At 69.9% G+C, this 12448-nt stretch carries 15 protein-coding genes; 13 read left to right on the top strand and 2 right to left on the bottom strand.

All coding sequences use genetic code 11. From position 1 onward, the window contains the following. The first annotated feature begins 122 nt into the window (after positions 1-122). The 8 genes from ASE12_RS06000 (at position 123) to ASE12_RS05970 (ending at position 6751) form a co-directional block, all read left to right on the top strand. The gene (locus tag ASE12_RS06000) at positions 123-1313 is read left to right on the top strand and encodes an acetyl-CoA C-acetyltransferase (RefSeq protein WP_056398204.1); all 1191 of its coding nucleotides are present in this window, start codon (positions 123-125) and stop codon (positions 1311-1313) included. Between the two features lie 10 nt (positions 1314-1323). Continuing rightward, the gene (gene meaB / locus ASE12_RS05995; RefSeq protein WP_056398199.1) at positions 1324-2286 is read left to right on the top strand and encodes a methylmalonyl Co-A mutase-associated GTPase MeaB; all 963 of its coding nucleotides are present in this window, start codon (positions 1324-1326) and stop codon (positions 2284-2286) included. A gap of 73 nt (positions 2287-2359) precedes the next feature. Continuing rightward, positions 2360-2518, top strand: a complete 159-nt coding sequence (locus tag ASE12_RS20325; RefSeq protein ID WP_200954971.1) for a hypothetical protein — start codon at positions 2360-2362, stop codon at positions 2516-2518. Between the two features lie 7 nt (positions 2519-2525). Next, entirely contained in the window at positions 2526-3074 is a 549-nt protein-coding gene (locus ASE12_RS05990) for a PH domain-containing protein (RefSeq protein ID WP_056398196.1), read from the top strand. Between the two features lie 55 nt (positions 3075-3129). Continuing rightward, positions 3130-4035 carry a co-chaperone YbbN gene (locus ASE12_RS05985; RefSeq protein WP_056398193.1) on the top strand — a complete coding sequence of 302 codons (906 nt, stop codon included), beginning with the start codon at positions 3130-3132 and terminating at the stop codon, positions 4033-4035. A 104-nt stretch (positions 4036-4139) separates the two neighbouring features. Further along, positions 4140-5432, top strand: a complete 1293-nt coding sequence (locus tag ASE12_RS20320) for a hypothetical protein (RefSeq protein WP_200954970.1) — start codon at positions 4140-4142, stop codon at positions 5430-5432. Then, entirely contained in the window at positions 5429-6379 is a 951-nt protein-coding gene (locus tag ASE12_RS05975) for a hypothetical protein (protein ID WP_056398191.1), read from the top strand. Before ASE12_RS20320 ends, ASE12_RS05975 begins: the two co-directional genes overlap by 4 nt. Before the next feature lie 168 nt (positions 6380-6547). Then, positions 6548-6751, top strand: a complete 204-nt coding sequence (locus ASE12_RS05970) for a cold-shock protein (RefSeq protein WP_056208020.1) — start codon at positions 6548-6550, stop codon at positions 6749-6751. A 201-nt stretch (positions 6752-6952) separates the two neighbouring features. On the opposite strand, the gene ASE12_RS05965 is transcribed toward ASE12_RS05970, so the two are convergent. After that, the gene (locus ASE12_RS05965) at positions 6953-7813 is read right to left on the bottom strand and encodes an NUDIX hydrolase (RefSeq protein ID WP_056398189.1); all 861 of its coding nucleotides are present in this window, start codon (positions 7811-7813) and stop codon (positions 6953-6955) included. Between the two features lie 50 nt (positions 7814-7863). Continuing rightward, positions 7864-9066, bottom strand: a complete 1203-nt coding sequence (locus ASE12_RS05960; RefSeq protein WP_162255468.1) for a S1C family serine protease — start codon at positions 9064-9066, stop codon at positions 7864-7866. A gap of 106 nt (positions 9067-9172) precedes the next feature. Here ASE12_RS05960 and ASE12_RS05955 point away from each other — a divergent pair, with 106 nt between their 5' ends. The 5 genes from ASE12_RS05955 (at position 9173) to ASE12_RS05935 (ending at position 12413) form a co-directional block, all read left to right on the top strand. After that, entirely contained in the window at positions 9173-9634 is a 462-nt protein-coding gene (locus tag ASE12_RS05955) for an aminoacyl-tRNA deacylase (RefSeq protein ID WP_056398183.1), read from the top strand. Between the two features lie 42 nt (positions 9635-9676). Next, the gene (locus tag ASE12_RS05950) at positions 9677-10063 is read left to right on the top strand and encodes a nuclear transport factor 2 family protein (protein ID WP_056398180.1); all 387 of its coding nucleotides are present in this window, start codon (positions 9677-9679) and stop codon (positions 10061-10063) included. Positions 10064-10122: 59 nt separating this feature from the next. Further along, positions 10123-10533 carry a hypothetical protein gene (locus ASE12_RS05945; RefSeq protein ID WP_056398176.1) on the top strand — a complete coding sequence of 137 codons (411 nt, stop codon included), beginning with the start codon at positions 10123-10125 and terminating at the stop codon, positions 10531-10533. Positions 10534-10609: 76 nt separating this feature from the next. After that, complete coding sequence (locus ASE12_RS05940; RefSeq protein WP_056398173.1) at positions 10610-11296, top strand: SDR family oxidoreductase; 687 nt, start codon at positions 10610-10612, stop codon at positions 11294-11296. 1 nt (position 11297) lies between these two features. Then, complete coding sequence (locus ASE12_RS05935) at positions 11298-12413, top strand: S-adenosylmethionine:tRNA ribosyltransferase-isomerase (RefSeq protein WP_056398171.1); 1116 nt, start codon at positions 11298-11300, stop codon at positions 12411-12413. Positions 12414-12448: the final 35 nt, after the last annotated feature.

Genomic DNA, 12448 nt, shown 5'->3' with positions numbered 1-12448 from the left:
GGTATGGCACCGGGACCGCAGTGCGGCGTGATCCATCGCACAGAACGGCATACCGACGTTACCTCTGAGTAAAGTGGAGATCACGGTCTTTTCGAAGACGTGAACTCTCGAAGGAGCAACCCATGACCCAGTCCGTGATCGTCGCCGGTGCGCGAACCCCGATCGGCCGCCTCCTCGGTGGCCTGAAGTCCCTGTCGGGCTCGGACCTCGGTGGTCTGGCCATCAAGGGTGCCCTCGAGAAGGCCGGTGTGACCGGTGACCAGGTCGACTACGTCATCATGGGTCAGGTCCTCGGCGCCGGAGCCGGCCAGGTGCCCGCCCGCCAGGCCGCGTTCAAGGGCGGCATCCCGCTGACGACGCCGTCGATCACGATCAACAAGGTGTGCCTGTCGGGCATCAACGCGATTGCGCTCGCCGACCAGCTGATCCGCGCCGGCGAGCACGAGATCATCGTCGCGGGCGGCCAGGAGTCGATGACCCAGGCGCCGCACATGCTGCTGGGCTCGCGTGAGGGCACCAAGTACGGCGACACCAAGCTCACCGACCACATGGCGTACGACGGACTGTGGGACGCGCTGACCGACCAGGCGATGGGCGGGCTCACCGAGCAGATCAACGCCGACGGCACCAAGCTGAGCCGCGAGGAGCAGGACGCGTTCAGCGCTCGCTCGCACCAGCTCGCCGCCACGGCGCAGAAGAACGGCGTCTTCGACGAGGAGATCGTTCCCGTCGAGATCCCGCAGCGCAAGGGTGACCCCATCGTGATCAGCGCCGACGAGGGCGTCCGCGGTGACACCACCGTCGAGTCGCTCGGCAAGCTGCGCCCCGCGTTCAGCAAGGACGGCACGATCACCGCCGGCTCCGCCAGCCAGATCTCCGACGGTGCGGCCGCGGTCGTCGTCATGAGCAAGGCCAAGGCCGAGGAGCTCGGCCTGTCCTGGATCGCCGAGATCGGTGCCGCCGGCGTCGTCGCGGGCCCCGACTCGAGCCTGCAGCTGCAGCCCGCCAACGCGATCGCCAACGCTGCTGCCAAGGAGGGCATCGAGGTCAGCGACATCGACCTGTTCGAGCTCAACGAGGCGTTCGCCGCCGTCGGCATCGAGAGCACCCGCGCGATGGGCATCTCCGAGGACAAGGTCAACGTCAACGGTGGCGCCATCTCGCTGGGTCACCCGATCGGCGCCAGCGGCGCCCGCATCGTCCTGCACCTCGCGCTCGAGCTGGGTCGCCGCGGTGGCGGCATCGGCGCAGCCGCGCTGTGCGGTGGCGGCGGTCAGGGCGACGCCCTGATCATCCGCGTCCCCAAGAAGTAGTCCCCAGACGGTGAGCCGAGGCAGCCGCGCCGTTCCGGTCGCCGAGCTCGTGGAACGCGCACGAGCCGGCGAGGCCCGGGCCGTGGCGCGGCTGATCTCGTTGGTCGAGGACCGGTCGCCGTTGCTGCGCGAGGTCAGCGCCGCGCTGACACCGCACACGGGCTCGGCGCACATCGTCGGCATCACCGGCTCGCCGGGCGTCGGAAAGTCGACGTCGACCTCAGCCCTCGTCAGTGCGCTGCGGGCGCAGGGCAAGAGGGTCGGCGTGCTCGCGGTCGACCCCTCGTCGCCGTTCTCCGGCGGCGCGCTCCTCGGCGACCGCGTACGCATGCAGGACCACGCCACGGACCACGACGTCTACATCCGGTCGATGGCCAGCCGGGGGCATCTCGGCGGCCTGTCCGCGTCGGCGCCGCAGGCCCTGCGGGTGCTGGACGCCGCCGGGTGCGACGTCGTGCTGGTCGAGACCGTCGGCGTGGGCCAGTCCGAGGTCGAGATCGCCGGGCTCGCCGACACGACCCTGGTGCTGCTGGCCCCCGGCATGGGTGACGGCATCCAGGCCGCCAAGGCCGGCATCCTCGAGATCGGTGACGTCTTCGTCGTCAACAAGGCCGATCGCGACGGGGCAGAGGCGACCAGGCGGGAGCTGCGGTCGGTCATCGCGATGACCGACCGTGCCGACGGTGCCTGGAAGCCGCCGATCGTGCTCACGGTCGCGACCAGGGGTGAGGGTGTCGACGAGGTCGCGGAGCAGATCGGGGCCCACCGGACGCACCTCGGTGACTCCGGGGAGCTCGAGCGGCGTCGGCTCGCCCGCCTGCGCCGTGAGATCGAGGCGCTCGCGCTTGCCGAGATGCAGTCGAGGTTCGCCGGGCTCTCGGGAGATGCCCGCCTGGACACGCTCGCCGCGCAGGTCCTGGCCGGCGAGACCGACCCGTACGCCGCCGCCGACACGCTGGTCGAGCACGTCTGACCCGTTCTCGACGGAATGCCGGTCCCCGGCGCGCCTTCGCGGCTGGGCGGAGGGTCTTCGACACAATGGCGATGTGCTCAAGAAGGTCTTCCTCCTGCTGCTCGTCGGCTTCGCGATCTACTACCTGTTGTCGACGCCCGACGATGCTGCTGACTTCGTGAGCAGCTCGTTCAGCGGCATCATGGACGCCTTCCAGCAGGTCGGTGTGTTCTTCAACGAGCTCGTCAAATAGGTCCCTGATGCTGCGGGCGCTGCTCGACCGGTTGCCTGATCAGGAGATCGACAGCCACCTCCTCGCCGATGAGGGCGAGGTCGTGATCGATCTGGTGCGCCACCACGGCATCGTGTTCTGGAAGCCGATCGCCGAGGTCGTCGGCACCGTCGTGCTGTGGGTCCTGGCGCTCGTCGGTCCGATCCAGCTCGGCTGGCTGTTCATCGTGGGCGGCCTGGCCCTCGCCCTGCACGCGGCCTATCTCGCGATGCGCGAGCGCCGTGACGTCTTCGTCGTCACCAACATGCGGGTCTTCCGGGCGACCGGGGTGTTCTCGGTCCGCATCGCCACGATGCCGATCACCCGCATCCTCGACATCACCGTCGAGAAGCCGCTGCTGGGACGCATCCTCGGCTACGGCCACTTCATCTTCGAGTCCGCGGCGCAGGCCCAGGGCCTGCGTCACATCCGCTACATCGGCGATCCCGATGCCCGTGACCTCACCATCCAGCGAGTCGTGCAGCGCTCGGGTCTGCGCGGCCGCACGATCGAGCAACGCTTGTTGGAAGGGAGCTGACCGGCACCAGGGCGTCACCGGTCACCGTCTTCGCGCCAGTTCATACACTGGGCGCATGAACTTCTCGCGCCCCGGCGCCATCGACCTCTCCGCGCTGAAGCAGCCGCCGGCCCGTCCCGGCCAGCCTGCCGCGGGCGGTGGATCGTACGTCGTCGACATCACCGAGCAGAACTTCCAGACCGCGGCCCTGCAGGCCTCGATGGACTACGTCGTCGTGCTGAGCCTGTGGTCGCCGCGCTCGCCCCAGAGCGAGAGCTTCAACGCGATGCTGGGTGGCCTGGTCTCGCAGTACGCCGGGCAGATCGTCCTGGCGCAGGTCGACATCGACGCCAACCCGGCGATCGCCCAGGCGCTCCAGGCCCAGGCGGTGCCGCTCGTCGTCGGCCTCGTCAAGGGCCAGCCCGTCCCGCTGTTCCAGGGCACGGTCGAGGAGGCCGAGGCACGTCGCTACTTCGACGAGCTCATCAACGTCGCTGCCCAGAACGGCGTGGCGGGTCGCGCTGCGCCGACCGGGGAAGCCCCTGAAGCTGCTGAGCCCGAGGAGGCCGAGGACCCGCGGTTCGCCACGGCGGACGAGGCGTTCGCGGCGGGCGACTTCGACACGGCCGTCGCCGAGTACGACAAGCTGCAGAAGCAGTATCCGGCTGACGCCGAGATCTCCGAGCGGCTCGCCGGGGTCAAGCTGCTCGCCCGTACGCAGGGCGCCGACCTGCAGGCCGCCCGCAAGGCCGCTGCCGACTCGCCCGACGACCTCGAGGCCCAGATGCTCGTCGCCGACCTCGACGTCAGCGGCGGACACGTCGACGACGCGTTCGCGCGGCTGATCGAGCTCGTGAAGCGTACGTCCGGCGATGACCGCGAGCTCGTGCGCCAGCGGCTGCTCGACCTGTTCACGGTGGTCGGCGTCGCGGACCCGCGCGTGGCGACGGCTCGTCGCGCCCTCGCGTCAGCGCTCTTCTGAGCGACGCGGCGCCGGCCGAACCGCTCCGCCTGTCCGGGCGCGCGCCCGTCGCCCGATAGGCTCACGGCGGCGTCAGTCGTTGGTGCCCGAGAGGGAGAGTGGACATGCGGACGAGGCTGAGTTGGGCACTTTCCGTGCTCGGCGTCCTCATCGCGGGCCTCGGGCTGGCGGTCATGATCCGGCTCGGCCCTGACAGCAGGTTCTCGTCCGGACCGCACCCGATCGACACCGACGGCATCGCGATCGTCACCAAGCCCAAGGTCATCTCGTGGGCCGACGTGCAGGTCGACATCCTTGCCGAGGTGCCGGTGCGCAAGCCCGTGTTCGTCGGTCTGGCCAACAGCGTCGACCTCGAGAACTATGTCGGCAAGACGCAGCGGCTCGAGGTCACCGGCTTCAAGACGCCGTGGGACATCAAGACCCGTGAGGTCAAGGGCCGGCCCAACCTGCCCGGCGCGCCGACCGCGCTCGACTGGTGGATTGCCCAGTCGGCGGGCCTCGGTGGTGCCAGCATCAGCACCGAGCTGCCCGACGAGACGGTCTCGGTGGCGATCCTCTCGGTCGGCTCGACCAACCTGTCGGGCGTCGAGGTCACGGTGGCCTACGGCATCAAGGGCGGCTTCTACAAGGGCCTGGCGCTGCTGCTGCTCGGCCTCGCCGCGCTCTGGGCCAGCTGGTGGATGCGCCACGACGCCGCGACGTGGTTCGCCGGCGCACACGACGAGAAGGGCCCGATCATCGAGGAAGAAGTCGTCTATGTGTACGTCGACGAGGACGGTGTCGAGCACGAGATGTCGGCCGAGGAGGCCGAGGCCTACGACGTCGTCGAGGAGACGGTCGAGGTCGTCGAGGCCGAACCCGAGTCGGAGGTCGTCGAGGTCGAACCCGAGTCCGAGGTCGTCGAGCCGGTTGTCGAGCCGGATCCCGTGGCGCCACGCGTCCCGGGTGTCCTGACGGCGGCGGAGATCGCCGCCGGCGTGGAGCCCGAGCCCGTGCCCGTGCCCGTGCCCGTACCGGAGCCGGAGCCCGAACCGGAGCCGGAGCCTGAGCCCGTACCGGAGCCCGAGCCGGAGCCCGAGCCCGTACCGGAGCCGGAGCCCGTACCGGAGCCGGAACCCCTGCCCGTACCTGAGCCCGAGCCCGTACCGGAACCGGAGCCCGTACCGGAGCCCGAGCCCGTACCGGAGCCGGAGCCGGAGCCCGTACCGGAGCCGGAGCCCGAACCGGAGCCGGAGCCCGAACCGGAACCGGAGCCGGAGCCCACGCCTGCCCCGGCGCCGACAGCCGATGAGCGCGTCGTCTACGTCTTCGTCGACGAGGACGGCGTCGAGCACGAGGTCGGGGAGGACGAGCTCGGTGACTTCGAGATCGTCGACGAGGACGAGGAGGAGAAGTGAAGCGCCTCTCCCTCGTGCTGGTGTGTGCCCTGGCCCTCTCGGCCTGCGCCGTGCCCCACAAGCGCGGCGACCTGGCGATGGAGAAGACGGCGGCCGGCAAGACCGAGGTCTCGGAGGTGTTCGCCGAGTACCGCAAGGTCCGCAACACCGCGATCGAGCTCCTGGACGCCAAACCGCTGTCGATCGTCGAGAGCGGTCCCGTGCTGGCGATCGACACGGGCTCGTTCGAGGTGTCGCAGCGGCTGGCCAAGACGCAGAAGCAGGACACCGGCTCGTTCGAGGTCACGGACGTGCAGACCCCGCGGTTCACCACGTACCCCTTGTGGTTCTACGCGGTCGTCCATGACAACTCGGCGGGCGTCAACCGCGTGCAGATCTTCGAGCGTGAGACGGCCGTGGAGCCGTGGCTCCTCGTCGCCAGCCCGGAGACGCTCGCCGACACACCGATCCCCGACGTACGCCGCGAAGGCGGCAACGCGCTGACGGTGAAGCCCGACGACGCCGTCGGGATGTCGATGTCGGCGACGGACGCCGCGAAGGCGTACGCCAAGTCGCTCGCCGATCCGTCGTCCGCCGAGGCCGGCAAGGTCGCCGACGACTCGTTCATCAAGCAGATGCGCACGACCGCGGACAACAACTCCAAGCTCGAGGGCGTGACGTTCTCGCAGTCGTGGGGCAACGAGCCCGTGAAGTACGTCCTGCGCACGACCGACGGGGGAGCGCTGGCGTTCGTGACGCTCCTGCGCCTCGACACGTACGCGGTCAAGGACGGGCTCACCATCAGCTGGCCGGAGGGCACGCCTCAGCAGGCCTTCCTGTCGTCGGGCATCTCCAGCTCGGGCAAGCTCCGCTACTACCACCAGGTGCTGCTCTACATCCCGCCGGGCAACGGCAAGCCCCGTGCGATCGGCCAGTACGGCGGCGTCGTGAGCGCCGATTCGCAGTGAGATGCGGACAGGGCCTCCCACCCGCTACGATGGTGGGGTTGCACGACGTTGGATTCTACGGCTGATCAAGTTCCGCAAGGTAGCTAGTTCTTCTCGCAGGTTGGATGTGTGTCGCGACAGTCGCTCGCGAAAGGCGTGAGCGACAACTCGCCAAGAGGAGAAACAAACATGGCTACAGGAACCGTCAAGTGGTTCAACGCTGACAAGGGCTTTGGATTCATCGCCCCCGACGACGGCAGCGAAGACGTTTTCGCGCACTTCAGCGCGATCGCCACGAGCGGCTACCGCTCGCTGGACGAGAACCAGAAGGTCGAGTTTGACGTCGAGCAGGGCCAGAAGGGCCTGCAGGCGACGAACATCCGTCCCCTCTGATTCAGATCCAGGCTCGCGAGAGCTTGGGGACGGCTTGTCGTCCCCTCTGATCTCTTTTGATCTGAAGTAACACCAACGAAGGCTCGGGAGCTTGCTCCCGGGCCTTTGTCATGCCCGAGGTGCTCGCTGAGCCTGACGTTTCGGTGCGACACGCCGTAGGTGCCCAACAGAAACGTCAGGCTCAGCGAGGACTCAGCGGAGCTACTCCGCGGCTTTGGGGGCTTCGCGGTAGGTCGGCAGCGAGCCGGCCTCGACCGCCTCGAGGAGCTCGATCGCCGCTGCAGCAGCGTGCGCGCGTACGTCCTCGGGCCCGCACCACCGCACGGACTTGATCTCCGTGGCCTGCAGAGTCATGTCGTCGGTGACCGAGCTGTCGACGACGCCGAGGTCGAACAGGAAGATGCACGCGTCGTCCCAGCCCCGCCAGGCGGGCAGCCAGTTGACCGTGATGAGGTCGCCGACCTCGACCTTGACGCCGAGCTCCTCCTCGAGCTCGCGGGCCAGCCCGATCGAAGGCGCCTCGCCGACCTCGACGACGCCGCCGGGCAGGTCCCATTCCTGCTTGTAGGTCAGCTCGCACAGCAGCACGCGCCCGTGCTCGTCGCGCAGGAGTCCCTGGCTGATGACCCGCTTGGTCGGCAGTCCCGCGTTGAGGATCGCGATGAACCCGTCGCGGCTGTGCGGCTCCGGGTCGTCGACGATCCGGGCCAGCAGGGCGCGGTCCGGGTCGTCGCCGGCGCCGCGGAGGACGCCCTCGCGTCGCATCCCGGCGATCGAGGCGGCCCTGACGTCGCCCAGGCGCTCGAGCGGGATCCGCGCCTCGACCCGGGTCATGCCGAGATCGTCGAAGGCGTATGCGAGCGCGAGGCGAAGCGCCCGCACCGCGACCGGGATGTTGTCCGTGCCGGCGTTCCAGCGGATCGACGCCGTGCGGCCGTCCTCGCCGCGCAGCGCGACGGTGCCGACCCGTTGGCCGTCGAGCATGATCGCGAAGCCGGTGAACTCGTCGGACCCCGTGGTGGGCTCCAGCACGAGGTCGCCGTCGCGGAGGGTCTCGGTCACCCGTTCAGGCTACCGACCCTCCGCCGACGGCTCCTCCGGCGGCAGACGACTCAGCCGATCGGTCCGGCCTTCAACGTCACCGTCGCGGTGTGACTCGTGCCGGCCGAGTCGGTCCACGACACGGTCGCGGTCTTGCCCGCGTCGACGCGTGACACGGCATCGGACAGCTCCGCGGCCGTCGAGATCGACGAGCCGTTGAACTGCGTGATGGTGCTGCCCCGGGTGATGCCGGCGGCCCGGGCCGCGGAGCCCTCGACCGTGCCGGCGACCAGAGCGCCATCGCTCTGCCCGTACGCCGACTGCGCCATCTGGACACCCAGGAAGCCGGTCGTCCCGATGTGGACCGTGCCGGTCTCGGTGCCGCTCTCGATCTGGTCGGCGATCGTGAGCGCCTGGGAGATCGGGATGGCGTAGCCGGTCACGTCGGCGCTGCCGCTCGATGCGGCGGTGTTCATGCCGATCACCTCACCGTCGCTGTCGTAGAGGGCGCCGCCGGAGTCGCCGGCGATGATGTCGGCCGACACCTGGATCAGGCCGCTGAGCCGCTCGGCGCCCGAGCCCGCGTCGGACTGCACCGTGATCGACCGGTTGAGCGCGGCGACCGTGCCTGCGGCAGCGCTGGCGGCACCACCGTCGCCGTTGGCATTGCCCACACCGGTGACCTTGTCGCCGACCGCCACGGCGTTGGACGTGTCCGGCTTGATCGTGGTGAGACCCGAGGCGTCCTTGAGCTGCAGCACCGCGACGTCGTGTGTGGAGTCGTAGCCGACGACTGCTGCCTGGTACGTCTTGCCGGTCGACACGACCTGCACCGTGATCGCGGTCGCGCCCTCGACGACGTGGTGGTTGGTGAGGATCTCGCCGTCGGAGGTCAGGACCATGCCGGTGCCCGCCGCCTGGCCGGCCCCGTAGTCGACGGTCGTGTTGATGTAGACGAGCCCGGCTTCCTGTGCTGCCGTGGCGTCGGTCGTGCCGGCCTGGTCGATCGATCCCGCCTGCCGGTCGAACGGCAGGACGGTGAGGTCGCGGTCGGACCGGTTCTTGGTCGGCAGGGTCTGGGCCGACGCCGTCGTCGCGGGGTCGTTGCCTGCCTGCGCGGCGTACGTGAGCCCGGAGACGCCGAGGATCGCCGCGCCGGCCATGGCGGCGATGCCCAGCCTTCCGGGCCGGCGACGCGTCCGTGCGTGGGCCGTCGGGGTGTGCTGCGGCTCGGGCCGGGCCGGATCGGGCGTGGTTCCTGGTTGGTCGTTCATGGCGTGCTCCTCGTTGAGTCCTGTCTTCGACTCAAGTCCGGGTTGGTATGGGAACGCTGTGAGTGGGCTCAACTTGTGGTGAGAGTTCCTTGCGTACGCTCGTGGCGTGAGCGAGCAGCGTGCAGTCGCGGCGGTCGAGGCGACCGGGATCGCGTACGAGGTGACGCGGCACGGCCCGGTCGGGTCTCTCGCCGAGGCGGCCGCCGCGCGTGGCATCGAGCCGCGGCAGCTCGTCAAGAGCCTGGTCGTACGTCGTGCCGACGACGACTTCCTGTTCGTGCTGGTGCCCGGAGACCGGACGATCTCGTGGCCCAAGCTGCGCAGCCTGCTCGGTGTCTCGCGGCTGTCGATGCCCGACGCGGCGGTGGCGCTCCAGGTCACCGGCTACGAGCGCGGCACGATCACGCCGTTCGGCTCGCTCCACGCCTGGCCGGTCGTCGTCGACGAGCGGGTCGACGGGACGATCTCGCTCGGCGGTGGTGCGCACGGCGTCGGCCTGACCGTCAATGCGGTCGACATGATCCGCGCGCTCGACGCGCAGGTCGCCGATGTCTCCGAGCCGCAATAGCCGTTGTGGCCCGCACACGGCCGTGCGGTGCGATGATCGATCATGACCGACACCGAGCTCGACACCGCCTGCGCGGACTTCGACCGTGCGGTCAACCAGCGCGACCACGAGGTCGCCGAGCGCGTCCTGCACCCGGACTTCGCGCTGGTGCTCGTGCACCCGGCAGCAGCGGTCATGCCACGCGCCCGATGGCTGGAGACCCTCGACGCGTACGTGGTCCACGAATGGGACGTCGAGGAGCAGCTCACCGACACCGGTGACGGCATCGCGTCCGTCCTGCGCCGCGTACGGATGCGCGCGACGGTGCTCGGCGAGGATCGCAGCGGGACGTTCATCATCAGCGACACGTGGCTTCGTACGAGCTCGGGGTGGCAGGTCTGGCGCCGCCACTCGACGCCGCTCGACGCGGGTTCCCTGCCGGGCGCCTGAGCGGTTCTCTGCCGTACTGGCAGTATCCCGTTGACCTCGACCTGTGCCACGATGCCTGCGTGGAACTCGACAACGTGCTGTGGATGCTGACCGCCCTGGCGGCGGTCGTCGTCCTTCTCACGCGGATGCGGCTGTCCGCGACGGGCCGGCAGCCCGGCCACGCGCAGATCCCCGGCACGATCCTCAACGCGCACACCGTCCTGGGCGTGACGGCGCTCGCCTTGTGGGTCTACTACCTGACCTCCCCGAGCGACGCCGTAGGAATCGTTGCGCTCGTCGTGTGGTGGATCGAGGTCGTGGTCGGCATCCTGATCCTCGCCCGCTGGTTGCCGGGTGCCGGCAAGCACGCGGCGCCGGCCGTCGACGACACCTGGGCCGAGGGTCCATACCTGTCGATCCTCGGGCACGTCGGGCTGCTGCTCGGTGTCATCTTTTTCACCTACTGCGTGCTCGCCGGCAAGGTCGGCTGAGCTGCGGGGGTTGACCTCAACCTTGGTTGAGGTTGTTGGCTGATGTGCATCAGACATCACCAAGGAGAGAACCCCCATGCCTCGTGCACTCATCACCGGCGGCTCCGCCGGTCTCGGCCTTGCGCTGGCCACCGGTCTGGCCGAACGCGACTGGGACGTCGTCATCACCGGCCGCGACGAGACGCGCCTCGGCGAGGCCGCCCGTCATGCGGGTGACCGTGTCACGGCCGTTGCCGGCGACGTGACCGACGCCCGGCACCGCGCTGCGCTCGTGGAAGCCGCAGACGGCGGCCTCGACCTGCTCGTCAACAACGCCAGCACGTTGGGCGTGAGCCCGCTGCTGCCCGTGCTGGAGCTGGACGACCAGGTGCTGGTGGATGTTTGGCAGACCAATGTCGTCGCGCCGATCGCCCTGACCCGTGCGCTGTGGCCCTCGTTGCACGTCGGCGGAGCGGTCATCAACATCACCTCCGACGCCGCGGCGGACCACTATGAGACGTGGGGCGCGTACGCCGCCAGCAAGGCCGCGCTCGAGCACCTCACGCTCACGCTCGCCGTCGAGCAGCCCGACGTCCGGTGGTGGACCGTGGACCCGGGCGACATGCGCACGCAGATGCACCAGGACGCGTTCCCCGGCCAGGACATCTCGGACCGGCCGCTGCCGGAGTCGGTCGTCCCGGCATTCCTGGCGCTGCTCGACCAGCGGCCGCCGAGCGGTCGCTACCAGGCGTCGGACCTCGTGCCGGCCCGGGCGGGGGCCTGAGATGACGCGGATCGACATCGCGCCCTCGACGACGTTCTCGCCGCCGGGGGACCGGACCGCGCCCTCGCCGGCCGAGGCGCGAGGGATGCGCCGCGACGACGTACGCCTGCTGGTCGCGCACGGTGACCAGGTGACGCACGCCACGTTCGGCGACCTCGCGGACCACCTCCAGCCGGGCGACCTCGTCGTCGTCAACGCCTCGCAGACGGTCGCCGGCGAGCTCGATGCCGTGCTGTCCGGCGACGGCGCCTCGAACGGGGACGTCGTGGTGCACGTGGCGACGGACCTGAGGGACGGCACCTGGGTCGTCGAGGTCCGCACGTCCCCCGACGCGTCGTGGGCCGTGCTCGACGCCGAGGCCGGGCAGACCCTGGCGCTGCCGGTCGAGGGCGCGGCACTCACGCTGCTCGAGCCCTATCCGTGTGAGAGCTCGTCGCCGACCGGCCGCGGCAACCGGCTCTGGCGGGCGTCCTACGCCGGACAGGCAGCGCTGCCTGACGTCCTGGCGAGCATCGGGCGACCGATCGCGTACGGCTACCTCGACCGGCGGTACCCGATCGAGGACTACCGGACCATCTTCGGCACGACACCGGGCAGCGCCGAGATGCCGAGCGCGGCCCGGCCGTTCACGCCGGACGTGGTGACCAGGCTCGTGTCCCGCGGCATCGCGATCGCGCCGATCCTGCTGCACACGGGCGTCTCGTCGCAGGAGGCGGGCGAGGCTCCGCAGCCCGAGTGGTTCGAGGTCAGCGAGTCGACCGCGCGGCTCGTCAACGCCACGAGAGCCGGGGGAGGGCGGGTCATCGCCGTCGGCACCACCGTCACGCGGGCGCTCGAGTCGGCCGTCGGTGGGGCGCCGGGCCGGGCCACGGTCGAGGCGAGCTCCGGCTGGACCGAGCGGGTCATCACCCGCAACGCGCCCCCGCGCGTCGTCGACGGGCTCATCACCGGCTGGCACGACCCGGCGGCGTCGCACCTGTTGCTGGTGGAGGCCGTCGCCGGGCCGCGGCTGACCCAGACGGCGTACGACGCGGCTGTCGAGGCCGGCTATCACTGGCACGAGTTCGGCGACTCGGCGTTGCTGTTGCCCGCCCGGGCAGAGGTACTGGCCGCCTGACTGCAAAGAACTGTTTGCAAAGAAGTCTTTGCAGT

Source organism: Aeromicrobium sp. Root236 (assembly GCF_001428805.1).
In the GTDB taxonomy this organism is placed as follows: domain Bacteria; phylum Actinomycetota; class Actinomycetes; order Propionibacteriales; family Nocardioidaceae; genus Aeromicrobium.
The sequence above is the reverse complement of the archived record's forward strand: the minus strand, read 5'-3'. Positions and strand labels throughout refer to the sequence as shown.

Bases quoted from the DNA above. Each gene is read 5' to 3' on its own strand.
- ASE12_RS06000 (WP_056398204.1), top strand. From the start codon at position 123: ATGACCCAGTCCGTGATCGTCGCCGGTGCGCGAACCCCGATCGGCCGC.
- ASE12_RS05990 (WP_056398196.1), top strand. From the start codon at position 2,526: ATGCTGCGGGCGCTGCTCGACCGGTTGCCTGATCAGGAGATCGACAGC.
- ASE12_RS05985 (WP_056398193.1), top strand. From the start codon at position 3,130: ATGAACTTCTCGCGCCCCGGCGCCATCGACCTCTCCGCGCTGAAGCAG.
- ASE12_RS20320 (WP_200954970.1), top strand. From the start codon at position 4,140: ATGCGGACGAGGCTGAGTTGGGCACTTTCCGTGCTCGGCGTCCTCATC.
- ASE12_RS05970 (WP_056208020.1), top strand. From the start codon at position 6,548: ATGGCTACAGGAACCGTCAAGTGGTTCAACGCTGACAAGGGCTTTGGA.
- ASE12_RS05960 (WP_162255468.1), bottom strand. From the start codon at position 9,066: ATGAACGACCAACCAGGAACCACGCCCGATCCGGCCCGGCCCGAGCCG.
- ASE12_RS05950 (WP_056398180.1), top strand. From the start codon at position 9,677: ATGACCGACACCGAGCTCGACACCGCCTGCGCGGACTTCGACCGTGCG.
- ASE12_RS05940 (WP_056398173.1), top strand. From the start codon at position 10,610: ATGCCTCGTGCACTCATCACCGGCGGCTCCGCCGGTCTCGGCCTTGCG.
- ASE12_RS05935 (WP_056398171.1), top strand. From the start codon at position 11,298: ATGACGCGGATCGACATCGCGCCCTCGACGACGTTCTCGCCGCCGGGG.